General features: G+C 59.8%; 23 protein-coding genes and 3 tRNA genes. 5 read left to right on the top strand and 21 right to left on the bottom strand.

The features are described 5' to 3' along the window. Window positions 1–4: 4 nt before the first annotated feature. Genes JSY17_RS05635 through JSY17_RS05625 form a run of 3 tightly spaced genes read right to left on the bottom strand, consistent with a single transcriptional unit; the run spans window position 5 to window position 2735 of the window. On the bottom strand, window positions 5–877 hold the full coding sequence (locus tag JSY17_RS05635) for a rhomboid family intramembrane serine protease (RefSeq protein ID WP_201012236.1): 873 nt from the start codon (window positions 875–877) through the stop codon (window positions 5–7). Continuing rightward, window positions 874–1845 (bottom strand): metallophosphoesterase, encoded by a 972-nt coding sequence (locus JSY17_RS05630; protein ID WP_206401986.1) that lies wholly within the window; start codon window positions 1843–1845, stop codon window positions 874–876. Before JSY17_RS05630 ends, JSY17_RS05635 begins: the two co-directional genes overlap by 4 nt. Further along, window positions 1845–2735: an NAD(+) kinase gene (locus JSY17_RS05625; RefSeq protein ID WP_025260972.1), complete on the bottom strand. Its 891-nt coding sequence runs from the start codon at window positions 2733–2735 to the stop codon at window positions 1845–1847. The genes JSY17_RS05630 and JSY17_RS05625 overlap by 1 nt, the downstream gene beginning before the upstream one ends. A 190-nt stretch (window positions 2736–2925) precedes the next feature. On the opposite strand from JSY17_RS05625, the gene JSY17_RS05620 reads away from it, so the two are divergent. After that, complete coding sequence (locus tag JSY17_RS05620; RefSeq protein WP_206401985.1) at window positions 2926–3909, top strand: DUF1853 family protein; 984 nt, start codon at window positions 2926–2928, stop codon at window positions 3907–3909. On the opposite strand, the gene JSY17_RS05615 is transcribed toward JSY17_RS05620, so the two are convergent. The 4 genes from JSY17_RS05615 to JSY17_RS05600 all read right to left on the bottom strand — a co-directional run bounded on the left by JSY17_RS05615 (window position 3910) and on the right by JSY17_RS05600 (window position 9853). Then, window positions 3910–5118, bottom strand: coding sequence for an MFS transporter (locus JSY17_RS05615; protein WP_206401984.1), 1209 nt, complete (start codon window positions 5116–5118; stop codon window positions 3910–3912). Between the two features lie 160 nt (window positions 5119–5278). Next, complete coding sequence (locus JSY17_RS05610) at window positions 5279–6613, bottom strand: MFS transporter (RefSeq protein WP_122370459.1); 1335 nt, start codon at window positions 6611–6613, stop codon at window positions 5279–5281. A 104-nt stretch (window positions 6614–6717) separates the two neighbouring features. Then, entirely contained in the window at window positions 6718–7626 is a 909-nt protein-coding gene (locus JSY17_RS05605; RefSeq protein WP_206401982.1) for a 1-aminocyclopropane-1-carboxylate deaminase/D-cysteine desulfhydrase, read from the bottom strand. A gap of 190 nt (window positions 7627–7816) precedes the next feature. After that, window positions 7817–9853 (bottom strand): NADPH-dependent 2,4-dienoyl-CoA reductase, encoded by a 2037-nt coding sequence (locus JSY17_RS05600; protein WP_206401980.1) that lies wholly within the window; start codon window positions 9851–9853, stop codon window positions 7817–7819. Between the two features lie 201 nt (window positions 9854–10054). Between JSY17_RS05600 and JSY17_RS05595 the strand changes: the two genes are divergently transcribed. After that, a complete protein-coding gene (locus JSY17_RS05595; protein ID WP_206401979.1) occupies window positions 10055–11200 on the top strand; it encodes a nitrilase-related carbon-nitrogen hydrolase in 1146 nt (381 codons plus the stop codon). A gap of 2 nt (window positions 11201–11202) precedes the next feature. Then, window positions 11203–12243: an AraC family transcriptional regulator gene (locus JSY17_RS05590; RefSeq protein ID WP_117184141.1), complete on the top strand. Its 1041-nt coding sequence runs from the start codon at window positions 11203–11205 to the stop codon at window positions 12241–12243. 6 nt (window positions 12244–12249) lie between these two features. Here the strand turns inward: JSY17_RS05590 and JSY17_RS05585 are convergent, their stop codons facing one another. Next, complete coding sequence (locus JSY17_RS05585; protein WP_162880380.1) at window positions 12250–12396, bottom strand: hypothetical protein; 147 nt, start codon at window positions 12394–12396, stop codon at window positions 12250–12252. Window positions 12397–12750: 354 nt separating this feature from the next. Between JSY17_RS05585 and ilvA the strand changes: the two genes are divergently transcribed. Beyond that, window positions 12751–14274 (top strand): threonine ammonia-lyase, biosynthetic, encoded by a 1524-nt coding sequence (ilvA, locus tag JSY17_RS05580; protein WP_408636084.1) that lies wholly within the window; start codon window positions 12751–12753, stop codon window positions 14272–14274. A gap of 48 nt (window positions 14275–14322) precedes the next feature. Here ilvA and JSY17_RS05575 read toward each other — a convergent pair whose 3' ends face one another. Both JSY17_RS05575 and JSY17_RS05570 read right to left on the bottom strand, forming a co-directional pair. Next, entirely contained in the window at window positions 14323–15087 is a 765-nt protein-coding gene (locus tag JSY17_RS05575) for a DUF2242 domain-containing protein (RefSeq protein ID WP_200997834.1), read from the bottom strand. A gap of 151 nt (window positions 15088–15238) precedes the next feature. Beyond that, complete coding sequence (locus JSY17_RS05570) at window positions 15239–16141, bottom strand: LysR family transcriptional regulator (RefSeq protein WP_206401978.1); 903 nt, start codon at window positions 16139–16141, stop codon at window positions 15239–15241. 106 nt (window positions 16142–16247) lie between these two features. Between JSY17_RS05570 and JSY17_RS05565 the strand changes: the two genes are divergently transcribed. Further along, a complete protein-coding gene (locus JSY17_RS05565) occupies window positions 16248–17126 on the top strand; it encodes an MBL fold metallo-hydrolase (RefSeq protein WP_206401977.1) in 879 nt (292 codons plus the stop codon). A 133-nt stretch (window positions 17127–17259) separates the two neighbouring features. Here JSY17_RS05565 and JSY17_RS05560 read toward each other — a convergent pair. The 11 genes from JSY17_RS05560 to accD form a co-directional block, all read right to left on the bottom strand. Then, window positions 17260–17336 (bottom strand) — tRNA-Asp (locus tag JSY17_RS05560). Window positions 17337–17458: 122 nt separating this feature from the next. Beyond that, window positions 17459–17535 (bottom strand) — tRNA-Asp (locus JSY17_RS05555). Window positions 17536–17590: 55 nt separating this feature from the next. Beyond that, window positions 17591–17666: transfer RNA gene (locus tag JSY17_RS05550), tRNA-Val, on the bottom strand. Window positions 17667–17841: 175 nt separating this feature from the next. Next, entirely contained in the window at window positions 17842–19113 is a 1272-nt protein-coding gene (locus JSY17_RS05545; RefSeq protein ID WP_201014089.1) for a family 16 glycosylhydrolase, read from the bottom strand. Window positions 19114–19441: 328 nt separating this feature from the next. Next, window positions 19442–20206, bottom strand: coding sequence for an SDR family oxidoreductase (locus JSY17_RS05540; protein WP_117182861.1), 765 nt, complete (start codon window positions 20204–20206; stop codon window positions 19442–19444). Between the two features lie 11 nt (window positions 20207–20217). Continuing rightward, window positions 20218–21429 (bottom strand): O-succinylhomoserine sulfhydrylase, encoded by a 1212-nt coding sequence (locus JSY17_RS05535; protein WP_206402137.1) that lies wholly within the window; start codon window positions 21427–21429, stop codon window positions 20218–20220. A 19-nt stretch (window positions 21430–21448) separates the two neighbouring features. Next, window positions 21449–22957, bottom strand: coding sequence for an amidophosphoribosyltransferase (gene purF / locus JSY17_RS05530; RefSeq protein ID WP_117167339.1), 1509 nt, complete (start codon window positions 22955–22957; stop codon window positions 21449–21451). 12 nt (window positions 22958–22969) lie between these two features. Then, window positions 22970–23557: a CvpA family protein gene (locus JSY17_RS05525; protein WP_117182863.1), complete on the bottom strand. Its 588-nt coding sequence runs from the start codon at window positions 23555–23557 to the stop codon at window positions 22970–22972. Between the two features lie 86 nt (window positions 23558–23643). Next, complete coding sequence (locus tag JSY17_RS05520; RefSeq protein ID WP_201014090.1) at window positions 23644–24327, bottom strand: SPOR domain-containing protein; 684 nt, start codon at window positions 24325–24327, stop codon at window positions 23644–23646. Further along, window positions 24311–25618: a bifunctional tetrahydrofolate synthase/dihydrofolate synthase gene (gene folC / locus JSY17_RS05515; protein ID WP_206402136.1), complete on the bottom strand. Its 1308-nt coding sequence runs from the start codon at window positions 25616–25618 to the stop codon at window positions 24311–24313. The genes JSY17_RS05520 and folC overlap by 17 nt, the downstream gene beginning before the upstream one ends. After that, the gene (gene accD, locus JSY17_RS05510) at window positions 25615–26535 is read right to left on the bottom strand and encodes an acetyl-CoA carboxylase, carboxyltransferase subunit beta (RefSeq protein ID WP_117182866.1); all 921 of its coding nucleotides are present in this window, start codon (window positions 26533–26535) and stop codon (window positions 25615–25617) included. Before accD ends, folC begins: the two co-directional genes overlap by 4 nt. Window positions 26536–26552: the final 17 nt, after the last annotated feature.

The raw sequence follows: 26552 nt of genomic DNA, 5'->3' as shown, positions 1-26552 counted from the left end.
AATTCTAAGTCCTGCGGCGGGCAATCGCACCACCCACAAGACCTGTAACACAACCAATGACGAGGCCGCCGACATGAGCGCCGTTGGCGATATCTCCAAAACCCAGCAGGCTCACCAGCCCGGACAGGCACAGCAACAGCCAGACCAGCATCATGATCAGCACGCCACGGGGCATGCGATAGATTGGATTGGGTGCCAGCCACTGGAAAATCCAGCAATGCCCCAGTAACCCGTAAAGAACACCCGACAACCCGCCAAACAGGCTCGGGCCACCAAAAGCATATTGGACAGAGTTGGAGAACGCGGCGAACAGCAGCGTCAGGCCCAGCAGATGCCAGCGCCCCTGGCGCAGTTCGATGCGTCGCCCCAGTTCCCAGTACCACAGCCCGTTCATGGATAAATGCAGGATGCCGAAGTGAATCAGCATCGGAGTGAAGATCCGCCACCACTGCCCTGCTGCCAGACTGTCGGCAAGGGGCGTGAACATTGCGTATTCGCCCTGGACCTGAAAGTCCAGGAAGGTCAGCCAGCGTACGATTTCGAGGTCATCCCCCAGCAAGGTAAACCCGGCAACGATCAGGGTTGCCAGCAGTACCAGAGCGGTCATCGGGCTGTTGCGCAACTGTTGAGCGAAGCCGGGCCGTTTCACTTCGGTCACGCCGGTTCCGGGCGGCAACTCGTAGGTATCGTCGCCCTCGGGAAAGCGTGCGTACAGGTTGCGCACTTCTACGGGCAACTGACCGACCTCGGGCACCCAGAGCACCTGCTCACCTGCTTCCTCGCTGACCCGATGCGGGACGCCCAGACGCTGCAGAAGGCTGATAAAGCCCGTCAGGTCGGTACTCAGGGGCAATCGCAGAACGGCAACGGGACTCATGGGGAAACCTCGGGGCGCTGCACATCGACCCAGACGAATTTATCCGGATCGATCTGTGTCTCCTGATCGAGCCGATACGCGACCAGTTTGCCGTAGAGCACGGCGCTGTAATCCAGACAGGCCAGGTTCGGGCGAATCGGCGCCGGTATGCCGCTGCGCCAGTAATGGCCAACGAACAGCAATGGCTCGTCGATGCCATAGCGCAACAGGGCGTTCTTTTCCGAAGTGGATAATGGCGTCTTGGCCACGCCTTCAGGCAGGGCGTCGGGCTGGAAGACCACATCGCCATAGGTCTGGGGATCGTCTTCCCAGAACTTGGTGCGGAAGAAGGCGCGGGACAGACCATCGCCGCCAGTCAGGGTCAGGCCATGGGGCAGCCGCATGTCAGTGCCACGCAGCAGCCGGTTGAAGACGTTACTGGCAAAGCTGCCGGGCACTGCCGAGGCCTGGACGAAATGCTTGTCGATGCAGCCATTGCCGTGCAGACCGCGCAGCGGTTCGATCAGGCTCGGGTCCCAGCAGGCATGGACCACCCGGAAGCGACCGGCATCGATGTACAAAGGCAGCTCGTAGAACCACTGGACAAACTCGCTCCACTCCGCCGGATAGTGCTCGAACTGCGCCAGCGTTTCGCCGATCAGTCGCGCATGACGCGGCGTATGCTCACGCACGAAACGCTGACTGCCTTCGGGCAAGGCCGGAGTCACCCAGCCCAGCGCATTGAATTCATGATTGCCCATGATGCAATAGGCCTGCCCCGCCTGGACCATATCGCGCACGATATGCAGCGCCTCGCGAATCCGCGGGCCGCGATCGATGATATCCCCCAGGAAAATCACCCTGCGTTCAGGGTGACGCCAGACGCCCGCCTGCAAACGGTAACCGAGCAACTCCAGCAAGTGCTCAAGGGTATGAGCACAACCGTGCACGTCACCGATCAGATCGTAGCCACGCGCAGGATCGAGCATCAGTCTCCTCCGGCGCCGAGTCTGCTGCCCCAGCCGAGCTTGGTGCGGCAGACTTCGTAATAGTTGTGATCCAGCGGATGAATCAGGCGCAGTTTCTGGGATTTCTTGCTGACGGTAATGGTATCGCCCGGTGCGCAGGTGAAATGGTTCTGGCCATCACAGGACACCTGGGGATAGATGGTCATGTCCTTGGACACCACGATTTTCAGCTCGCTGTTGCCGTCCACCACGATCGGGCGTCCGGACAGGGTGTGCGGATACATCGGCACGATAACGATGGCGTCGAGCTTGGGATGCATGATCGGTCCGCCTGCCGACAGCGCGTAGGCGGTCGAACCGGTGGGCGTGGCAACGATCAGGCCGTCGGCCTTCTGGCTGCAGACGAACTGGCCATCGATATAGATCTCGAACTCGATCATCCGCGTGGATTTGCCCGGATGCAGCACTACATCGTTGAGCGCATCGCCCTGACCGATGGCTTCGCCATGGCGGCGGACTTCGGCCTGCAGCAGAAAGCGGTTTTCCACCAGATAGTGGCCTTCCAGCACTTCAGCGACTTTGACTTCCAGTTCGTCGGGACGGATATCGGTGAGAAAGCCCAGGCTGCCACGGTTGATGCCCAGAACCGGAACATTGTGCTTGGCCAGCGCCCGCGCCGCGCCCAGCAGGCTGCCGTCGCCGCCGACCACAATGACCATGTCGCAGACTTCCCCGAGCATCTTGCGCGACGAGGTCTGCAGACCATGGCCGGGCAGCACTTCAGCGATGGTGTCCTCCAGAATGACGTGCAGATGCCGGTCCAACAGGAACCTCTTGAGTCGGCGAACGGTATCGAGCACCTGGACACTGCCCAGACGACCGATAATGCCGATATTGCGAAATTGCTCCATGGGGCTCCTGCTGCGGGTTCGATACGGCTTCAAAGAAAGGGATTATGGGCGAAAGGGCCGGTGAGCGGCAATCTGTGTGCCTTGAAACCCCGCTGGGCAGTTCACTTTGTGGGAAGCAGCTTGCTGGCGACGGAGCCCGGAAGCCACAACCGCTTTCCCCCTGCCTCCCGACTCAGGCTATCCTCGGTACATGACTCTATTTCCCGACCTGATCGACCTCCCCCGCCAGTTGCGCCATCCCGAGGTACGCGACCTGGCCTGGGTCATCCTCGCCCCGCCAATGCTCGAGCAGACACCCTGGCCGCAACGTCATCCATTGACCGGCAGCGACTGGGTACAGCACCCCGAGCAGTTGGCGGACTTTCTGTTTCAACTGGATCGGGACAGTTCCCCGCTGGAACACTGGCTGTCGCTCAGCGCGACACGCAGGCTGGGGCTCTACTACGAACGGCTCTGGCAGTTCGCAGTACATCATGCGCCGGGGGTCGAGATCATCGCTGCCAACCTGCCGATACGCCAGGAAGGCCACACCCTTGGCGAACTGGACATACTGCTGCGCGACCGCGATGGCGTGCATCATGTGGAACTGGCCATCAAGCTCTATCTCGGCCCTCAGGACGGCAACGGCAGCGATACGGCACAATGGCTCGGTCCGGGATGCCATGACCGGCTGGACCGCAAACTCACCCACCTGAGTCAGCATCAACTGCCAATGTCCGCACGTCCGCAAAGCCGCGCAACGCTGGCTGAACTGGGTATAGAGTCCTTTACCGCCGAACTGTGGCTCGGTGGCTATCTGCTCTATCCCTGGCCGGGTCAGGCCCGATCCCCCGCTGGAGCCCATGATCAGCACCTCAAGGGGCGCTGGCTGCATCAGCGGGACTGGGAGGAATTCATCACGCAAAGCCCGGCCGGTCGCTGGCAGCCCTTGCCACGTCATGCCTGGCTGGCACCGGCGCATTACGCAGAGGCCTGGAGTCATGAACAATTGCAGGACTGGCTGAGCCACCTCGACCCGCTGGCCCCCGCGCAATTGCTGGTGCGCCTGAATCAGAACCCGCAGGGCGAATGGGAAGAAGCCGAGCGGCTGTTTCTGGTATCGGATATGTGGCCCAATCTGGCCGATACCAGTAACACCCTCAGCTCAGAGGCGGTTTCGACACCTCCGGCCTGATCACTTGGTCTTGGGCAGGAAGACGGTCAGGATGCCAAGCAACGGCAGGTACGAGCACAGATTGTAGACATACAGAATGCCGTGGCTATCGGCCAGATAGCCGAGCAGCGCTGCACCGATCCCGCCAAAACCGAACATCAGGCCGAAGAAGATACCGGCGATCATGCCCACATTGCCCGGCACCAGTTCCTGCGCATACACCACGATGGCGGAAAACGCCGACGCCAGGATGAAGCCGATGATGACGCTCAGCACGCTGGTCCAGAACAGATCGGCATAAGGCAGCGCCAGGGTGAACGGTGCCGCGCCCAGAATCGAAAACCAGATCACTTTCTTGCGACCGATCCTGTCACCGATCGGACCGCCAAAGAACGTACCCGCCGCCACTGCGCCCAGGAACAGGAACAGATGCAGTTGCGAACTGGCCACCGACAGGTCGAACTTCTCGATCAGGTAGAAGGTGAAGTAACTGGTGAGACTGGTCATGTAGAAGAACTTGGAAAACACCAGGAACGCCAGGATGCCCAGGGACAGAATCACCCGCTTTCTCGACAGACCGTGTGTCGCCGCCTGCCCGGCCTTGAGCTTGAACAGGTTCAGGTGCGCCCGATACCAGCGGCTGATGGCGTACAGCAATCCAAGGGAAAACAGGGCAACCAGCCCGATCCAGGCCACATTGCCCTGACCGAACGGAATGATGATGGCAGCCGCCAGCAACGGGCCGAATGCCGAACCGGTATTGCCGCCGACCTGGAAGGTCGATTGCGCCAGACCGAAACGGCCACCGGAAGCCAGCCGTGCAATACGCGAGGCTTCAGGGTGAAAGGTCGAGGAACCGATGCCGATAAGCGCCGATGCCAGCAGGATCAGCGGGAAACTGCCCACCATCGACATCATTACAATACCGATCAAGGTACAGATCGAGCCCACAGGCAGGACCAGCGGGTTGGGATGACGATCGGTGTAATAACCGACCCAGGGTTGCAGCAGCGAGGCGGTGATCTGGAAAGTCAGGGTAATAAGCCCGATCTGGGTGAAGCTCAAGCCATAACTGTCCTTGAGCATCGGGTAGATCGACGGCAGGATGGCCTGGATCAAATCGTTGATCAAATGCGCCAGGGCAACCGCGCCGATAATGCGCATCACCAGTGGGCTGCTCTGCGGAGTCGTCGAAGCTGCGGCAGAGCCGGGCTGAGCGCTGATCGCCATACATTTCATCCGTAAAAGTGGTTTTGGAATGCCCTCAATCTGATATTACAAAATGTGTCATATCCAGGCGGGGTCGCCAATTTGCCATTTTTCAGGGCATCCATGCCATTTTTTATTGCGTATTTGCGATGAGCTTAATGAACTCCCGACAGCAGTGAGTTCATTCGTGAACCAGATCGCCCGTTTCTCGATGCCCTTCCACGTCATGCAGGGAAATCTTCGAGGTTTCCGGCAACGCCAGGCCACCGGCCAATGCCAGAGCCGCCACGGCAATCAGATAAAAGGCCGGCGACAGGTTGCTGCCGGTGCTGCTGATCAGCCAGGTCGCCACCAGCGGCGCAGTACCACCGAACAGGGTGTAGGCCATGTTGTAGGTGATGGCCGAGGCTGTGTAACGGGTACGGGTCGGGAAGGTTTCCGAAAGCAGCGCAGCCGTGACCACGCCACACAATACAGCGCCAATAGCCAGCAACATGACGCCGAGGATCGAAGCCGCAAACGACCCCGAACTCGCCATCAGGAAAGACGGAAACACCACCAGCATCAGCAGGACACAGGCCGTGAACACCGTTGCGCGACGTCCGACCCGGTCGGAATAGGCACCGGCCAGCGGACAGATAGCAGCTGCAAACAGCAAGGCAATCAACGACACCAGCAACGCCGTGGCCCGACTCAAGCCACCGGCCACTTGCAGATAAGTGGCGAAGTACGTGGTGAACATATAAAACGACAGCGCCGTCAGGGAAATGAACGCCCCCAGGCAGCAAATGGCCGCGCCATGATTGCTCAGGGTTTCCCTGAGTGGCGAATGAGCCACCGCATGTTCCTGGGCCACGGCCTGGAACGCCGGGGTTTCGTCCAGCCTCCAGCGCAGGTACAGACCGACCAGCCCCAGCGGTGCCGCAATCAGAAACGGCAGGCGCCAGCCCCAACTGCCCATGGTTTCCGCTGACAGAGACGCCTCCAGCGCATAGGCCACCACGGCGGCGGCAGCAAAGGCCGAGAAGGTCGAAACCGGCAGAAAACTGCCGTACCAGGCACGCTGATCCTGCGGAGCGTGTTCCATCAGATAGGCACAGGCCCCGGCATACTCACCGCCCGCCGAAAAACCCTGGGCGCAGCGAATGATGGTCAGCAGAATGGGTGCGGTCACACCAATGACCGCATACGTGGGCAGCAGACCAATCAGGGTCGTGGCTCCCGCCATCAACAGAATGGTGATGGCCAGCGTGCGCTTGCGACCGATCCTGTCACCGAGCATGCCAAAGAAAATCCCGCCCAGAGGCCGGAAGGCGAAGGCGACGGCAAAAACCGCGAAGGTTTTCAGCAACGCAGCACTGGTGTCGGTACTGGGGAAGAACTGCAAAGCGATGGTGGTAGCGAGAAATCCATAGACCGCAAAGTCGAACCATTCGACAAAGTTACCCAGCGCGGCCGCCACTATGACCTTTCTCAAAGTCGCAGGATCGACCTGCTCTACAACGGTAGTTGTCATGCTGACCTCGGCCATTGATGGGGGAATGGACCGATTATCAGGACAGTGAATGGAAGGCTTTACTCTGAAAGTGTCATCCACATAGTCAGGGACGACGCCCGGCCTCAGGACATCATTGCCCGCCGACCTTGCAGGCCGCCGGTGTGAACAAAAATCAGGCGAGTGCCCGGAATGAAGCGCCCGGCTGCCACTTCATGGTGCAGGGCCAACAGCGCTTTGCCGGTGTAGAGCGGCTCCAGCGGAATGCCGCTTTGCGCTTCACTGTCGGCGATAAACGCCAGCAGATGCGCATCGGTTCTGGCAAATCCGCCGCGACTGGCATCGATCAGATGATAGCGCTGGCAATCCCCAACCAGCGCCGCCACATTCTGCGCCACGCCATGATCATCCGGAACCGCCAGCGCGCCATATACCGGGTGAGCGCCCGCCTCAGCCAACACCAGCCCGGCCAGAGTGGTGCCGGTACCCGCCGCCAGCCACCAGGCGTGATAGTCGTCCCAGCCCAAGGACTGCAACGGCTGCTTTATCAAGTCCAGCAATCGGCCACAGCCCAGCGCGCCGGGCATACCGCCGCCACCTTCAGGGATCGGATACAGCTCGGGATACTGCGCCTGCCATGGCGACCAGAACCCCTCTTCATGCCGGGCGCGATAACCGGCATAGCCCAGCCAGTGCAATTGCATCCCGAAGGCTTGCAGATCAAGCACCGTCGGCGTCTGCTGCTCATGGCCGCGCAACAGGCCCACCGTGGGAAAACCGAAACGCTTGCCCGCCGCCGCCAGCGCATGCAGATGATTGGAATGAGCGCCACCCAGGCTGATCACCCCGGCAGCGCCCTGCCGGGCCGCACAGGTCAGATGGTCGGAAAGCTTGAACCACTTGTTACCGCTGACAAGAGAATCGACAAGATCCAGCCGCAAAACCGCGACTTCGACGCCAGCCTGTTGCAACCAGGGCAGGTTCAGAAGTTCAAGGGGAGCGGTGGGTTGCCAGGCAAGTGCGTCATCGATCATGGGGTAGCAGTCTAACAGCCTGCGATGACTGTAGGAGCACCCGCGAAGAGGCTCTGTCAGGCGACATGACGCTCACGTACATCAGCGCCCCTTCGCGAATTAATTCGCTCCTACCGATGCCGCATATATCAGGAATAAAACGCGCTCACTCTGCAGGAGCGCGCTTGTCCGCGACGCGGCAACACGGTATCTACAAGGCCGCAGCCAGTCGCGATCCCTGATCGATCGCCCGCTTGGCATCCAGCTCGGCAGCGACATCCGCGCCGCCGATCAGGTGGACGCTCTGCCCCGCCGCGACCAATCCGTCATACAACTCGCGCAACGGGTCCTGGCCGGCACAGATGACGACGTTGTCCACGGGCAGCACTTTCTCTTCGCCTTCGCCAATGCGGATATGCAGGCCGGCATCGTCGATTTTCAGGTACTGCACGCTGTTGAGCATCTGCACCTGTTTGTTTTTCAGGCCGGTGCGGTGTATCCAGCCGGTGGTCTTGCCCAGGCCATCGCCGACCTTGGTGTCCTTGCGCTGCAACAGGAAGACCTGACGCGCCGGGGCATGGACCTCGGCCTTGATGCCTGCCACGCCGCCACGCGCCTGCAGGCTGGTGTCGATGCCCCACTCTTTCCAGAAGGCGTCACGGTCCTGACTGGTGGAGACGCCCTGATGGACCAGAAACTCCGAGACATCGAATCCGATCCCGCCTGCACCGATCACCGCCACGCTATGGCCCACGGGCTTGCGTTGCAGGATCACATCCAGATAGCTCAGTACCTTGGGGTGGTCGATACCGGGAATGGCCGGTGTGCGAGGCACAATGCCGGTGGCCAGCAGCACTTCGTCGAAACCGCCGTCCAGCAGATCCTGTACCGCCACACGAGTCTCGAGGCGCAACTCGACACCGGTGTTTTTCAACTTGTGCCTGAAGTAGCGCAAGGTTTCATAGAACTCTTCCTTGCCCGGTATGCGCTTGGCGATATTGAACTGGCCGCCGATTTCACTGGCCGAATCGAACAGCGTCACCTGATGCCCGCGCTCTGCCGCCACACTTGCCGCGGCAAGACCGGCAGGCCCCGCGCCCACTACCGCAATTTTCCTGACCTGCTGCACCGGCAGATAATTGAGTTCGGTTTCATGGCAGGCACGCGGGTTGACCAGACAACTGGTGAGTTTGCCGCCAAAAGTGTGGTCCAGGCAGGCCTGGTTGCAGCCGATGCAGGTATTGATCTCGTCGGCACGGCCAGCCGCAGCCTTGTTGACGAATTCCGGATCGGCCAGAAACGGTCGTGCCATGGACACCATGTCGGCATCGCCTTCGGCCAGAATCTGCTCGGCGATTTCGGGTGTATTGATGCGGTTGGTGGTGATCAGCGGGATCTTCACTGCGCCACGCAGCTTGGCCGTGACCTTGCTGAAGGCAGCACGCGGCACTTTGGTCGCGATGGTCGGGATTCGCGCCTCATGCCAGCCGATCCCGGTGTTGATGATCGTCGCACCGGCCTGCTCGATGGCCTTGGCCAGGATCACGATTTCTTCCCAGGTGCTGCCGCCTTCTACCAGATCCAGCATCGACAGACGGAAGATAATGATGAATTCCGGCCCGACCGCTTCACGAACCCGGCGCACGATTTCCACAGGCAGGCGCATGCGGTTTTCGTAGCTGCCGCCCCAGCGATCGGTGCGGTGATTGGTCTGTGCAACCAGGAACTGATTGATGAAATAGCCTTCGGAGCCCATGACTTCGACGCCGTCATAACCAGCGCTTTGGGCCAGGGTCGAGCAGGTGACGAAATCCCGGATCTGCTTTTCGATCCCTTCCTCGTCCAGTTCTCGCGGCGTGAACGGGTTGATCGGTGCCTGGATGGCACTGGGGGCGACTTGCTCGGGACTGTAGGCGTAACGCCCGGCATGCAGGATCTGCAGGCAGATCTTGCCGCCAGCCTCATGCACGGCCTGAGTGACGACGCGATGTTGCTCGGCCTCTTCTGGCGTGGTCAGTTTGGCAGCGCCCTTGTAGACACCGCCTTCCTTGTTCGGCGCGATCCCCCCGGTGACCATCAACCCTACGCCACCCCGGGCGCGCTCGGCGAAGTACGCCGCCATACGCTCGAAACCTCCGGGCTTCTCTTCAAGACCGGTATGCATGGACCCCATCAGGGTCCTGTTGCGCAGGGTCGTGAAACCCAGGTCCAGCGGGGCCAGCAGGTGCGGATAGCTCGTGGCGGTCATGGGGTGCTCCATCGGTTTCATCACGGGAAACGAAGGCATCTGTGTGCCTTCTTGTTGTATTGCAGGCTCATTGTGCGGCCCGTTCATGACACAACAGTAAAGAGCCGCCCCGCCTCGCTCAATGACCGAAAGTGACAAGTTATTGATCCAAACGTGCAGGCAGGCTAGTGTCCTGTCTTGACCGGACCTTGATAGCCTTTTATGCGTAAATTCTTCGGCATCTGCCTCATCCTGGCGAGCCTGGCCGCACTTGTCAGCTATGGCTTCTGGACCCAGCAACGCCCGCAGGGACATTACCTGTCCGACCTGCGCATTCGCCTGGCCATCAACGAAGGCCAGCCGGCCGAGCGTGGCAATCTGCTGGGGATCGAGCCCGAGCTGTTCCCCACCGACTACCAGAACCCCGAACACCTGCATCGCAAGCTGGCGGCGTATCTGCAACATGCACGCGAACTGGGCCTGATCAATGCCCGGACCATTGTGATCCTGCCGGAGCATGTGGGTACCTGGCTGTTCGTTTCCGGGGAGAAGAACGAACTCTTCCAGGCCAGTGAACGGGATGACGCCATGAGCTGGCTGCCCTGGAGCAACCCGCTGTCATTCATCAAGGCTTTCGTACAGGCCACAGGCGAGAACCGGCTGGAGGATGCCTGCTTGCGCATGAAGGCCGGCAGCATGGCGCAGAACTATCAAACCCTGTTCGGCGGTCTGGCCAGGGAGTTTGCTGTCACCCTGGTGGCAGGCAGCATTGTGTTGCCACAGCCTCGTGTCGAAGAGGGCCAACTGCGCATTGGCAGTGGCGACCTGTACAACATCAGCCTGGTATTCGGCAGCGACGGTCAACCGCTCGGTCAGCCTCAACGTCAGTTGTTCGCGAGCCACTATCAGCATGATTACGTTGAAACGGACACCCGTGCGCCTCTGAATGTCATCGACACTCCGGCAGGTCGTCTGGCCGTGCTGATCGGCAGTGACAGCTGGTATCCCGCCAATTACGCACGCCTGAATGAAAGCGGCGCCGAACTGATCGCAGTGCCCGCCTTCGTACCCGGCAAAAGCAGTTGGGTCAGCCCATGGCGCGGCTTGCGGGACAGGAGTGAAAATCCTGCCACCGACCTGCGGCCCGGCACAATCAGCGAAAGCGAAGCCTGGCACCAACTGACCTTGACCGGTCGCAAACCCGACAGTAACGCCCGGGCCGGAATCAGCGTGTTCCTGCATGGCCAGTTCTGGAATCAGGGCAGTTCCGGGCAAAGCTTTGTCAGTTACAACGGGCAGATCATCAATGAGCAACAGGCGGAAAACAGCACCACCAGTGGTGCCCGCCTGATCAATATCTGGCTCTGAACATGCCTGACCTGACGCTGCGCCTCGGGGACCTGTCAGTAGGCTTTATCCAGAGTCTGGGAGATGCCGTACGCAGTTTCGGCCAGGACCCTGCCCCGCTTCTGGAACAGTACGGCCTGGATACCGCGCGCCTGAGCGAAGCAGGCGCACGCCTGTCGATCCCGCGCTATATGCGCCTGGGACATGCGGCCATCCAGCTTACCGGTCAACCGGGCCTGGGCCTGCGCATGGGGCAACTGAGTCGCCTCAGCCAGCTCGGACTGGCGGGCGTCACGGCAGCTCAGGCACCGAATGTGCGGGAAGCGGCAAGGGTACTGAGCCGTTTCGAAGCGCTGTATGGCTCCAACTATCGCGGTCAGTCCAGTTTTCATGAAGATGCAGAAGGTGCCTGGCTGCGCTTCTACTCCATCAGCCCTTATAACGCCTATAACCGCTTCGTGGTGGACTCGATCCTTTGCGCCTGGATCAGCCACCTCTCGGCACTGGCCGCCAGCCCCTTGCGCGCTCAACGGGTCGAGATCGAATTCGAAGCGCCCGATTATGCAGCCGACTACAGCTTCATGAGCGACAACCCGGTGATCTTTGGTGCGGCGACCAACCAATTGCGTCTGGATCAGGCCAGCCTGGCCCTGCGCAATCCCGACCATTGCCCGAGCACATGGCAGCATCTGCTGCAATTGTGTGAAAAGGAGCTGGAACAACTGACCCGCACCCGCAGCCTGCGAGAACGCATCATTCAGTTGCTGGGACCGTTGTTGAACGGCGGAAGGGAACCGGATCTGGAGGAAATCGCAGCACGGCTCAAACTGCCGACCTGGACGTTGCGCCGAAAACTGGCCGATGAAGGCACCCGTTTTCGTACCATCCTCAATGACACACGCCGTGATCTGGCGATGACTTACATCCGCGACACTGAACTGGCGTTCGGCGAGATCGCGTATCTATTGGGTTTTGCCTCGGCCGAAGCCTTTCAACGCGCCTTCAAACGCTGGAACAGCCAGACTCCGGGAGAGTTTCGCCGCAGCCAGCGTCAAAGCGCCTGACGCCCTTCACAGCTCGGTAGCGTCGTCGGCGGGCTCCAGCGGATCCAGTTCAAAGGCGCGGGATTCCAGCAGTTCTTCTTGATACTCGTCCATCTTTTCAGTCCTTTTTGAGTGATTGATTGCCTGATTGGAAATACTGATGTAACTGACCACAGCCCCCACAATAAAGTGCCAATATGAATAAAAATGTTACGTCTTATAAAAACACGAGCATTCAGCCGGTGGATTTAACGCGTTCAATTCACCCTTGACTTGGCAGCACCTCCCGCCATAACCTCCAGCTCATGAACTCAAACAAGCAAATCTTCGGCCAGATTATTATTACCGTCATTCCAGTCATGGCGGGTTAGCCGACGTTTGCAAAAAACCCGCCCTGGAGGCGGGTTTCTTCTGTCTCCCGGGCTACTTTCAGTACCAGGAGTCAGACATGATCATCATCCATCGCTCTATCGCCCCTCGCCTGCTTTCGAAGCTGATCATCCTGCCCTTGTCCAAGGGGCTGACGCGATGACCGATCTGCTCAACCATTATGCTCGCAAGATCCTCACTTCCCGCGTCTATGACATCGCTGTCGAAACCCCGTTGCAGGGTGCCCGCCAGCTTTCCGAGCGGTTGTCCAACCAGATACTGCTCAAGCGCGAAGACCTGCAACCGGTGTTTTCCTTCAAGATCCGCGGTGCCTACAACAAGCTGGCGCAACTGAGCCCTGAAGAACTGGCTCGCGGCGTGGTGACGGCTTCGGCGGGCAACCATGCCCAGGGCCTGGCGCTGGCGGCCAGAAAAATGGGCATCAAGGCCACCATCGTCATGCCCAAGACCACCCCCGAGATCAAGGTCGAAGGCGTGCGCTCCCGGGGCGCTCAGGTGGTACTGCATGGCGATTCCTTCCCGGAAGCCCTGGCCTACTCCCTCAAACTGGTGGACGAGCAGGGCTTCGTCTACATCCACCCCTACGATGACCCTGACACCATCGCCGGACAAGGCACGGTGGCCATGGAAATCCTGCGCCAGCAACCGGGCCAACTGGACGCCATTTTCGTCCCGGTGGGCGGTGGCGGGCTGATTGCGGGCATCGCGGCCTATGTCAAATACCTGCGCCCGGACATCAAGGTCATCGGTGTCGAACCGGACGACTCCAACTGCCTGCAAGCCGCCATGGCCGCGGGTGAGCGGGTGGTGCTGAATCAGGTCGGGCTGTTTGCCGATGGCGTGGCCGTGGCGCAGATCGGGCATCACACCTTCGAGGTCTGTCGCCAGTACGTCGATGAAGTCATCACCGTCAGCACCGACGAGATCTGCGCGGCCATCAAGGACATCTACGACGACACCCGCTCCATCACCGAGCCGGCTGGCGCGCTGGGCGTGGCCGGGATCAAGAAGTATGTGGAACAACGCGGCATCAGCGGCCAGACCCTGGTGGCCATCGACTCCGGTGCCAACGTCAACTTCGACCGCCTGCGCCATGTGGCCGAGCGTGCCGAGCTGGGCGAAGGTCGCGAAGCCATCATTGCCGTGACCATTCCCGAGCAGCCGGGCAGCTTCAAGGCGTTCTGCCAGGCCATCGGCAAGCGGCAGATCACCGAATTCAACTACCGCTATCACACCGACCGTGAGGCGCATATCTTCGTCGGCGTGCAGACCCACCCGGACAACGATCCGCGCAGCGCCCTGATCGCCAGCCTGACGGATCAGGGTTTCCCGGTGCTGGACCTGACCGACAACGAACTGGCCAAGCTGCATATCCGGCACATGGTCGGTGGCCATGCCGAGCGGGTCAGCGATGAAGTGGTGCTGCGCTTCGAGTTCCCGGAGCGGCCGGGGGCGCTGTTCAACTTCCTGAACAAGCTGGGCGGACGCTGGACCATCTCGATGTTCCACTACCGCAACCACGGTGCCGCCGATGGCCGCGTGGTGGCCGGGCTGGTGGTGCCGGAAGAGGAGCGGCATCTGGTGGGCGCGGCGTTGGACGAGATTGGCTATCCGTACTGGGACGAGAGCCAGAATCCGGCGTACAGGCTGTTTCTGGGCTAACCACCCCGCAGGAGCGAATTCATTTGCGAATGAATTCGCCCACAGACGCTACTGCTCTTCGACAGGCTCTGCGCTGAATGTTGCGGGCTCCACAGGCGCAGCAACGGGTTCGCTGCTGACAGGCGTAGCCGGGGACTCCGGTGGCACTTCAACCTTCGGCGCAGACTCGACCGGCTGGGGTGCCAGGGAAGCCGGGGCAGGGGCAGGAGCTGGAACAGGCGCCGGAGCCGTCTCGGGCACGCCCAGGTCAGCCTTGGGCTTCTCGACGATATGCGCAGCCTGCTTCACTTCCGGTGGCAGGAAGTTTTCCACCAGCGCGAAGAAACGCTCATAGAACTTGGCCGAAGCGACGGTTTCGCTGGCCACCTTGACCATCGAGTCGTCGGTCGAGCCGATCGGCATGGATACCGAACCCAGCACACCAACCCCCAGGCTGGCCGAGTTGTTGGTCTTCTTCAGCGCATAACGGTCCTGCAGGGCGTTGGCGAACATGGTCGAACCAGCGCCTCCTGCATCGGCTGCGCAAACAAGGTTGAAACTGATCTCGATATGAGTCTCGCCGGTCTGCTGGAAGCTCTTGCGCCCGCTGATCATCTTCGGATCGTTGCTGGTAATGATGTAGCCCTGGCTCAGCAAGGCACGCCGCCCGGCTTCACAGGACGAATCATCGCTGGCCGGATAGCTTCTGGAAAAAGTCCCTGCGTCATCGAAATGCTCGTGATCGTAAACAGCCTGCTTGGGCGACGAACAGCCAGCCATGACCAGCAGGACGGACGTCCAGCATGCGGTACGAAAGTTCAGTAACTTAAACATCGAGGATCCTGGGGAAGATAACTGTCAGCAGAGCTGCAGCGGGAAAAACGTCGGTAAGTCTGCAACAAGGCCAGCACAGGATCAACGCGGAGAGTGAAAAGATGCTGATACAAATGGCGAAATTTTCGTGTCGAGGCTTTGCCAGGCCTTTTCAGCTCCGATCCCACGCCGGCTCAGGTGCAAAACGTTCAGCCAGGAAGTCCAGCAGCGCCCGCAAGGCCGATGACATGTGTTTGCGGGAGGTGTAGACCGCATGAATGCTCAGCTCCATGGGCTCATAGCGGATCAGCAGGGGCACCAGGCGACCACTCTTGATCAGCGGTGCAGCCAGGTAAGTGGGCAGCAACGCAATACCCGCACCGCAAAGAGCCGCCTGCAGGGTGGTGATGGAGTCATTGGTGCTGAGATTACCCTTCACCGCCACGCTATGGGGCACGCCCTTGCGGGTGAAATTCCAGAGACTGCTGCTGTGATAGGTATGGGTCAGGCAGTTGTGCAGGGCCAGGTCTTCAATGCTGTCAGGTATGGAATGCTCTTCCAGATAAGCAGGCGAAGCACAGACCACTGACCGACAGGTCGTCAGGCGGCGGGCAATCAGGTTGGGGTCCAGGTCGTTGGTGATGCGAATCGCCAGATCCAGACCTTCATCCACCAGATTCACCGTGCGATCGAGCAATACCATGTCGATACGCACCTGCGAATAGCGCGCCACGAATTCGGTGACGGCCTGGGTCAGCTGGGACTGGCCAAACGAGGTGCTGGAGGTGATGCGCAGCAGGCCTTTGGGTTCATTGTCGGGTGCAGCCACAACAGCGCGCATATCTTCTGCCAGATCGAGCATACGCCGACACAGCGGTAGGACCTCAGCACCTGCTGCGGTCAGGTTCAGGCGTCGGGTCGTGCGATGCATCAGCCGCGCACCGGTCCACTCTTCAAGCTCGGCGAGCAGCCTGGAGATAACCGGCCGCGACAGACCGAGCTTGTCCGCTGCAGTGGTCTGGCTGCCGCAGTCAACGACCGTGACGAAAGCCTGCATGGCCTGCAATTTGTCCATTATTCGACCGGTTTACGCAACAAACATGGGTCTAATCTAGCGTTTTTCAGGCTATAAATCTCAACTAATCTGGACTTCTTTCAATACCGCCCGGATGGAGATTTTCATGCTACCGCTATTTGCACGACGCTTTGTTGCCAGCATCGCCCTGCTCGGCCTGGCCGGCACCAGCCTGGCAGCCCAGCCTTTGAAGCTGGATGTCTACAACCCGGGTGCCGATGCCATCTTCCCGGTGTCATCGGTACTGGTCACTGCCGAGAAAGATGCAATCCTGGTCGATGCACAGTTTGGCAAGCATGAAGCCGAACAGGTCGTGGAAAAGATTCGCAAGAGCGGCAAAAACCTCACCACCATCTACATCAGCCATGGCGACCCGGATTACTACTTCGGACTGCAAACCATTACCGAGGCCTATCCAAAGGCCAAGGTCGTTGCCAGCGCAGAAACCGTCGCTCACATCAAGGAAACCATGGAAGGCAAACTGGCCTATTGGGGGCCGAAGCTGGGCGATGGCGCCCCAGGCAAGCTCATCGTTCCCGAAGTCATCCAGGGCAACAATCTGAAGCTTGAAGACCAGGAACTGCAGATCGTCGGCCTTGACGGCCCCCAGCCTGACCGGACTTTCGTATGGATCCCGTCCATCAAGGCAGTGATCGGCGGCGTGGTACTGGCCAACAATATTCATGTGTGGATGGCCGACACTCAGAGCGCCAAATCTCATCAGGACTGGCTGGCAACCCTGACCACCATCGAGAAGCTGAAGCCTGCAACTGTCGTTCCCGGCCATTACCTGAGTGGTGAGTTGAAACCTGAACAGGCACCCGCCTTTACCGCGAACTACATCAAGACCTTCGATGCAGAAACCGCCAAGGCCAAGGATTCTGCCGCACTGATCAAGGCCATGAAAGCTCATTACCCGAAACTGGGTGAAGAGTCCTCACTGGAACTGAGTGCCAAGGTGGCCAAGGGCGAGATGAAGTGGTGAGCAAAGTTTGAATGACAGGGCTGCGCTTGTAATGAGCGCAGCTTTTTTGCGTAAATCGCAGGCGAAAAAAAAGCGACCCATCAAGGTCGCTTTCTTTTTTGCTTCAAGGAGTTCAAGGCCTTGAAACTTTGTATGGCGCAGCGGACGGGACTCGAACCCGCGACCCCCGGCGTGACAGGCCGGTATTCTAACCGACTGAACTACCGCTGCGTATCGCTTGTGAAACTCTTTTAATCGACCTGAAACAAACTTTCGGTAGTTTGAATCACTGCCTGATTGAACAACCTTCCGGCTCTTCAATCCCGGACCCGGTAAACCGGATCTGGATAATATGGCGCAGCGGACGGGACTCGAACCCGCGACCCCCGGCGTGACAGGCCGGTATTCTAACCGACTGAACTACCGCTGCGCATGTGTTGCTTCAATCCTGAAAGCCCTCGTGAAACAGCTTCCAGACTCAACGATGGTGGGTGATGACGGGATCGAACCGCCGACCCTCTGCTTGTAAGGCAGATGCTCTCCCGGCTGAGCTAATCACCCTTTGCTTCGCTGAGGCCGCGAAATTTACGCACCTACCGAACCTAAGTCAATACCCCCATTGAATTTTTTCCAAAAAACTTGAAATCGGGATTCAGTATCCGCGCTCAGGCCGGGCCATGAGAGAGCCTGCTCCTGTCCGATTCATGAAGAACCTTTCGCGAATCCATTGAGGCAGTCAGTCGCTCAATGGATAAACCCGGACATAGTCGACGTCAAAATCGGTCTGGGCGCTGTACTGGTCACCGAACCCCTCGGGAGGGAACTGCCTGGGCACTTCGGAACTCAGGATGATGAATTCGTCACCCAGTGAAATCGGCGCGACCGACGATGGAACCGTTTTCGTCATGACCCCATCCACATAGAATTCATATCGGTCCCTGGCCCACAGTACGCCAAACCTGTGAAACTTCCCGTCGTCCAGATTATCCAGTAACCCGGCCCAGGCCCAATACTTGTGATGCTCCCCGTAGAGATCCCAGTGAATGGCATGGTTATAGTTTTTACTTTCTGCAGCAGATCCATGTTCGAAGACGTCAATCTCGACGCCCTGCTCCGGCTTGCCCACTTCCATGGCCGGGGTTTGAACCCAGAAAGCAACCTGCACACCAAAAGCCCGCTTGAACCGGACCGACGCTTCCCAGTAACCCTGGTTTGCCAGGAAAGTGTCAGCCGTGGAAATCATGCCGCAGTAATTCTGAAGTATGCCGTTGCTCAGCCCACTGTAGGTTTTGATGGTGAGATACCCTGCCCTGACGCTGACCGTTTCCGGAACATTCTTGCAGTTGTTGCGAATGCCCGGTAACCGATGAGTCCATTTGGCGCCATCCAGTTGGTCGCCTTCGAACTCGTCAGCGAAGATCGGCGTTGAAGCGACACCATCAGGCAGCCGACCATTGAGTTGCCAACTCCAGGTTCCCGATGCTGCCTCCGGGTCGGTAACGGTCAAACTGTTGTCGGCGCGCAGGGCCAGTTCGCCAGGTCGCCCGTAGTCGTTCTGCACCTTACTGACCAATGAATACATTCCGGAAGGCCTTAATATCCGGGTCCAGTAGACATGCGAGGTGTAGTTCTCGCTGTTACAGGCAGTCATGTTGACGATACTGGCATCGACCGAGCTGAACAGACACAGGTTATCGCCAGCGCCGGCGTTCTTGATCGTGCTGAGCTCACCCACTTGTTTTTCGATAATCCATTTCTGCCTGATCGATTGATCGCAGGGATTGAATATCACGACCTGGTTATTGGCGGACAGGTCCATGCATAACCCGGACCCAGCCCGTTCATTGACGAGCCCGGTACTGACCTGATCCGGAAACTCGATCTGCGCGGGTGCAGGTGCATCACCGGCATCCTGCTCCTGTAATGCCTGGACAGCTGGAGATACTGCGAAGCCAAGGCTGATCATTGCACTCAGTACCGCTACGGATAGCGCCCTGAGGCTTGCCATGATTGACATTTCCATTGTTATTCACCGTACGTGAGTCCATTCAACTATTCGTCGTTCACCGTTCGGACGGCGTATCGACTACCGGTAAATCGACAACTTCGGGGAATGCCATTCATCGCAGTACAGCAAGCGAGTCTTCGCCCCTGCACCGATGCTGCTCCGAACAACAACGGTCTTCAACGCAGTCAGGACAAACGGCGGCCATGAGCGCCGCCTGGGACCTCCGCGCTTCATGAGCAAAGCGAATAGCCGTGCGCTCGCTCCTGCAGGCCAGCATGCGGCAAATGGGATAGGAGCGACTCTGGTCGCGAACCGCGGTGACCGGGACTCAGTCAGCGTAAATCATCTTCTTGCTCATACCACCGTCCACGACGAACTCCTGCCCGGTAACGAAACCGGCATGACGCGACAGCAGCCAGCCAACCATCGCCGCGACATCCTCCACGCTGCCTACACGCCCCGCCGGGTGCTGGGCATGGTCGACATCGGTCAACGGCTCGGCACGGCGCACAGAGGGATCCCGCGCATCGATCCAGCCAGGACTGACTGCGTTGACCCGAATCTCCGGACCAAGACTGATGGCCAGCGCATGGGTAAGGGCCAGCAGGCCGCCCTTGCTCGCCGCGTAAGCCTCGGTATCGGGTTCGGATTGTCTGGCGCGGGTCGAGCTCAGATTGACGATACTGCCGCAATGAGCGCGCAGATACGGCGCACAATGCTTGGCCAGCAGCATCGGACCACTGAGGTTGACACTCAGCACTCGATTCCAGTGAGCCAGATCGAGGCTTTCGAGAGTGGTGTTATGGGGATCGGCAACGGCCGCATTGCACACCAGCGCATCGAGGCGACCAAAGCGCCTGAGCACTTCGGCCACACCGGCGGCTACCTGATCTTCGCTGGCAACGTCCATGGCAATGAACAGGGCGTTGTCGCCCAACACCCCGGCCACTTTCGTGCCACGGGAACGATCAAGATCCGCCAGCACCACCTGCCAGCCCTCGGCGATCAGCCAGGCAGCGATGCCCAGGCCGATGCCGCGTGCCGCTCCGGTCACCAGTGCCACGCGACCGTTGTTGGTGGTGGCGAACTTCATCGCCCAATCGCTCACAACGCCGCCAGACCGCGTGCCAGATCAGCCTGAAGGTCTGCAACATCTTCCAGGCCGACCGCAACCCGGATCAGGCTGTCACGAATACCCGCCGACTCACGCTCTTGAGGCGTCAGACGACCGTGGGACGTGGTAGCAGGATGCGTGATGGTGGTCTTGCTGTCGCCCAGGTTGGCGGTGATGGAGATCAGCCGAGTGGCATCGATGAAACGCCATGCGCCTTCCTTGCCACCCTTGACCTCGAAACTCACCACAGCCCCGAAACCCTTTTGCTGGCGCTGGGCCAACTCATGTTGCGGATGGCTCTTGAGCCCGGCGTAGTGAACCCTCTCGATGCCATCCTGCTGCTCAAGCCATTCGGCGACGGCCTGGGCATTGGCGCAATGAGCGCGCATGCGCAGGCTCAGGGTTTCGAGGCCCTTGAGGAAAATCCACGCATTGAACGGACTCAACGTCGGCCCTGCAGTACGCAGGAAACCGACCACTTCCTTCATCTGCTCGCTGCGACCGGCAACTACACCGCCCATGCAACGGCCCTGACCGTCGATGAATTTGGTAGCCGAGTGCACGACGATATCCGCCCCCAGGCGCAGCGGCTGTTGCAATGCAGGCGTGCAGAAGCAGTTATCCACGACCAGATGCGCGCCTCTGGCGTGAGCGATTTCCGCCAGTGCTGCGATGTCCACCAGTTCGGCCAGCGGGTTGGATGGCGACTCGACGAACAACATTTTCGTATTGCTCTTGATTGCCGCATCCCAGCCGGACAGGTCCGCCAGAGGCACGTAGTCGACTTCGATGCCGAAACGCTTGAAGTACTTCTCGAACAGGCTGATGGTCGAACCGAACACGCTGCGCGACACCAGCACATGATCGCCCGCGCTGCACAGGCTCATGACCACCGAAAGGATCGCCGCCATGCCGGTTGCCGTGGCAACGGCCTGCTCTGCGCCTTCCAGAGCGGCGATACGCTCCTCGAAGGAACGCACTGTCGGGTTGGTGTAACGCGAATAGACGTTGCCCGGCACCTCGCCCGCAAAACGCGCGGCTGCATCGGCAGCCGTGCGGAATACGTAGCTGGAAGTAAAGAACATCGGATCGCCATGCTCGCTTTCCGGTGTGCGATGTTGCCCGGCGCGTACGGCGAGGGTATCGAAACCCACGCCTTCAAGGTCGCTGTCCAGCCGACCGGCATCCCATTCCTGAGTCATGCCGTCACTCCTTGCTCGATTAGTTGTTGTACAGATCGATGATAGCGCTCACTGCCTGGCTTTTTACCTTGGAAGCGTCGTTGCGCGCATGCTCGATCTTGTTCAGATAATGCTCGTCGATGTCGCCGGTGACGTACTTGCCATCGAAGACCGAGCAGTCGAAGTTATCGATCTTGATCTTTTTGCTGCCGCTGACCGCTTCGATCAGGTCGTTGAGATCCTGATAGACCAGCCAGTCGGCACCGATGAGGTCGGCAACGTCCTGGGTGGAGCGGTTATGGGCGATCAGTTCGTGAGCACTCGGCATGTCGATGCCGTAGACGTTGGGGTAACGCACTGCCGGCGCAGCCGAGCAGAAGTAGACATTCTTGGCACCGGCTTCGCGGGCCATCTGGATGATCTGCTTGCAGGTGGTGCCGCGTACGATGGAGTCGTCCACCAGCATCACGTTCTTGCCACGGAACTCCAGTTCGATTGCGTTGAGCTTCTGGCGCACGGACTTCTTGCGTGCAGCCTGGCCGGGCATGATGAAGGTACGGCCAATGTAGCGGTTCTTGACGAAACCTTCGCGGAACTTGACGCCCAGGTGGTTGGCCAGTTCCAGCGCAGCGGTGCGGCTGGTATCCGGAATCGGGATGACCACATCGATATCGTGATCCGGACGCTCGCGCAGGATCTTGTCCGCCAGCTTCTCGCCCATGCGCAGACGCGCCTTGTAGACCGAGATACCGTCGATGATCGAGTCCGGACGCGCCAGATAGACGTGTTCGAAGATGCACGGGGCATATCTCGGGTTGGCCGCACACTGACGGGTGAACAGCTTGCCGTCTTCAGTGATGTAGACCGCTTCGCCCGGTGCCAGGTCGCGAATCAGGGTAAAGCCCAGTACGTCCAGGGACACGCTTTCGGAGGCAATCATGTACTCGACGCCTTCGTCGGTGTGACGCTGGCCGAACACGATGGGACGAATGGCGTCCGGGTCGCGGAAACCGACAATACCGTAACCGGTGATCATCGCCACCACGGCATAGCCGCCACGGCAACGGTTATGTACGTCGGTAACAGCAGCGAAGATGTCTTCTTCGGTAGGCTGCAACTTGCCACGCACGGCCAGTTCATGGGCGAAGACGTTGAGCAGCACTTCCGAGTCGGAGCTGGTGTTGACGTGGCGCAGGTCGGATTCGTAAATCTCCTTGGCCAGTTGCTCGACGTTGGTCAGGTTGCCGTTGTGCGCCAGCGTGATGCCGTAAGGCGAGTTGACGTAGAACGGCTGAGCTTCGGCCGAAGTCGAGCTGCCCGCTGTCGGGTAACGCACATGGCCGATGCCCATGTGCCCGACCAGACGCTGCATATGGCGCTGATGGAACACATCACGCACCAGACCATTGTCCTTGCGCAGGAACAACCGGCCTTCATGACTGGTCACGATACCGGCAGCGTCCTGGCCGCGGTGCTGGAGGACGGTAAGCGCGTCATACAGCGCCTGATTGACGTTCGACTTACCGACGATACCGACGATGCCACACATGCGACACAACCCCTACTTAGTGGAACTTGATTTACCAAGCACTTCCTGCGGCACGGTAGCCGGCAGGATCTGCTCCTTGAACGGCAGCTCAGCAGGAATGCTGATGCCGCTGGCGAGCCACTGGCTGGACATCCCGAGAATCAGGTTTTTCGACCAGTCAGCAACCATGAGAAATTGCGGCAGCAGCCTTGATTGCTGCCACCATTGATCCTGTTGTACCGGACCGAGGCTCAGCAGCCCGACCGCTACCACGACAAGCAGCCCTCCGCGCGCAGCGCCGAAGACCATACCCAGAAAACGATCGGTCCCGGAAAGCCCGGTGACGCGAATCAGTTCGCCGATGAGAAAGTTGACCATGGCGCCTACCAGCAAGGTGGCGACGAACAGAATGATGCAGCTCGCGATCACGCGGGCCGAGGGTGTATCGATGTAATTGACCAGATACAGGGACAGCCCCGCGCCGAACATCCAGGCCACGACGCCCGCGATGATCCAGGTCAGCAGAGACAGGGCTTCCTTGACGAAGCCGCGTTTGATGCTGATCAGAGCGGAGATGGCGATAATTCCGATAATCGCCCAGTCAACCGGAGTAAATGGCACGGTGCAGCCTACAGACTGATGAGGCGGCGCATTTTAGCAGAGCGCCCGCCTGCCGGTAAGCTGCGATTCGCGATGCGTTGCGACTTTTAGCCACGCTCCGGCTGAAAGCGCACCACAATACCCTTGAGTTTCTGCTGTTTGTCCAGCTGATCGCGCAGACGATCGGCTTCGGCCCGTTCGATCAACGGTCCGACAAATACCCGGTTCACACCATCGGCGGTGCGAATGTAGGCGTTGTAGCCCTGGGCACGCAGAGTCTTCTGCAGGTTATCGGCGTTGGCGCGATTGGACATGCTTGCCAGTTGCACCGACCAGCTCACCGAAAGCCCGTTGGCATCGACACCGCTCGGCGCTGCCTTGGCAGTCGTTGCAGGTGCCGGTGCGGGCGCAGCAGGCGTTGTAGCCGGAGCAGGTGCCGGCTTGGCAGGCTTGGGTGCGGGGGCTGCTGCCTGGGCCGGCGCTTGCGCGGGTGCAGAGGCGACAGGCGGAGCAGGTGCAATCGGCATCGAAGGCGGCAACTGGCTGGCAGTACTCATGTCCTCTTCACCGGGAACAGGCTCCTGAGGCAGGATCTGCGGCTCGGGAACCGGCACCGGATCGACCTTGACCTGCGGTGCAACCGGAGCCTGCGGCGCAGCCGGCGCCTCAACCTGCACCTGACGCACTTCATCCTGACGGGTAAACAGCATGGGCAGGAAGATGACCGCCACTGCGATCAGAACCAGAGCACCCACCATTCGCTGCTTGAATACTTTATCCAGCAAAGCCATTTGCAGCTTCCTCATCGGCGTGCCGGGCCAACCACTCCAGAGCCTCGGCCACACAGTAAAAAGATCCGAACAGCAAAATCTCGTCATCGGTCGTCGCACGCGCGCATTGAGCCTCGAGCGCCAGCGCAACACTGTCGTAAGACGCTACTTCAGCGCCAAGGTTCTGCAAGGCCGACTGCAATTGTGCGACAGGCCGGGTACGAGGCGTAGGCAAAGGTGCCACGGCCCAGTCCTGAACACTGGAAACCAGCTCACCCACCACCCCATCCAGATCCTTGTCCGACAGCAGGCCAAATACCGCAAGGCGCTTTCCGACTACTGGCCGTTGAGCCATGCGCTGCGCCAGAAACTGCGCGGCATGGGGGTTGTGGCCGACATCGAGCAACAGATTGAGGGTCTTGCCCTGCCACTGAAATACACGTCGATCCAGACGACCGGTAATCCGCGCACTCGCCAGCGCAGAGTGAATGACATCGGCCTGCCACGGCATATCCAGTAACAGATAAGCCTGAAGCGCCAGCGCGGCATTCTCCATGGGCAGATCCAGCAAAGGCAGACCGGAAAGCTCGATCACCTGCCCTGCCTTGTCACGACCACGCCAGTTCCAGCCCTCACGGGTCACGCTCAGATCGAAATCGCGACCACGCAATGACAAGGGACAGCCTAGCCGATCCGCCTGCTCCAGCAATGGCGCAGGTGGATCAAGATCACCGCAGAGCGCCGCACGGCCCTGACGGAAGATACCGGCCTTCTCGAAAGCGACCGACTCTCGGCTATCGCCCAGCCAGTCGGCGTGATCGAGACCGATGCTGGTCACCAGCGCCATGTCGGCATCGACCAGATTCACCGCGTCCAGACGACCACCCAGCCCTACTTCCAGCACGACGGCATCCAGCTGCGCCTGCTCGAACAGCCAGAAGGCGGCCAGCGTGCCCATCTCGAAATAGGTCAGGGTTATATCGCCACGCGCCGCCTCGACAGCGGCAAAGGCCTTGCACAGCTCGGCATCCGTCGCTTCGACGCCCTGCACCTGCACGCGTTCGTTATAGCGCAGCAGATGTGGAGAACTGTAAACACCGACCTTCAGGCCCTGGGCCTGCAGCAAGGCCGCGACAAATGCACAGGTCGAGCCCTTGCCGTTGGTGCCGGTTACCGTGATCACCCGAGGCGCAGGCCGGGTAAGCCCCAACTGCTGCGCCACCTGTCGCGAACGATCCAGCCCCATGTCGATGGCCGAAGGATGCAGTTGCTCCAGATAGGCGAGCCAGTCGCCCAGGGTTGCCGGGGTCATACAGTGGCCGGTGCCGGTGGAACGACGACTGGCTCGATGACTGGCGCGACGAACTTGGGAGTCGGCAGGTTCATCATCTGGGCCAGCAGGTTACCCAGGCGCGGACGCAGCTCGCTGCGCGCAATGATCATGTCGATGGCGCCATGGTTCAGCAGGAACTCGCTACGCTGGAAGCCTTCAGGCAGCTTTTCGCGCACGGTCTGCTCGATGACGCGAGGACCCGCAAAACCGATCAGCGCCTTCGGTTCGGCCACGATGACATCGCCCAGCATTGCCAGACTGGCGGATACACCACCGTAGACCGGGTCGGTTAGTACGGAAATGAACGGCAGACCTTCTTCACGCAGACGTGCCAGAACAGCCGAAGTCTTGGCCATCTGCATCAGGGAAATCAGGGCTTCCTGCATCCGGGCACCGCCGGAAGCAGCGAAACAGACCATCGGGCAGCGGTTTTCCAGCGCATAGTTGGCAGCACGCACGAAACGCTCGCCGACGATGGCTCCCATCGAACCACCCATGAAGGAAAACTCGAACGCCGAAACCACGATCGGCATGCCCAGCAGGGTGCCGCTCATGGAAATCAGGGCGTCTTTCTCGCCGGTCTGCTTCTGGGCACCGACCAGACGATCCTTGTACTTCTTGCTGTCACGGAATTTCAGACGATCCACCGGCTCCAGATCGGCACCCAGTTCGGCACGGCCTTCGACATCCAGGAAGATGTTCAGGCGGGCACGGGCGTCGATACGCATGTGATGGTTGCACTTGGGGCAGACGTCCAGGGTCTTTTCCAGCTCAGGGCGATAAAGCACCGCTTCGCAGGAAGGACATTTGTGCCAAAGCCCCTCGGGAACCGAGCTTTTCTTGACCTCGGAACGCATGATCGAAGGGATCAGTTTGTCTACCAACCAGTTGCTCATGCTTTATTTCTCCAGTA

Origin of the sequence: Pseudomonas capsici (assembly GCF_017165765.1) — a bacterium.
In the GTDB taxonomy this organism is placed as follows: Bacteria; Pseudomonadota; Gammaproteobacteria; order Pseudomonadales; family Pseudomonadaceae; genus Aquipseudomonas; species Aquipseudomonas capsici.
This window is presented reverse-complemented; position numbering and strand designations above follow the sequence as displayed.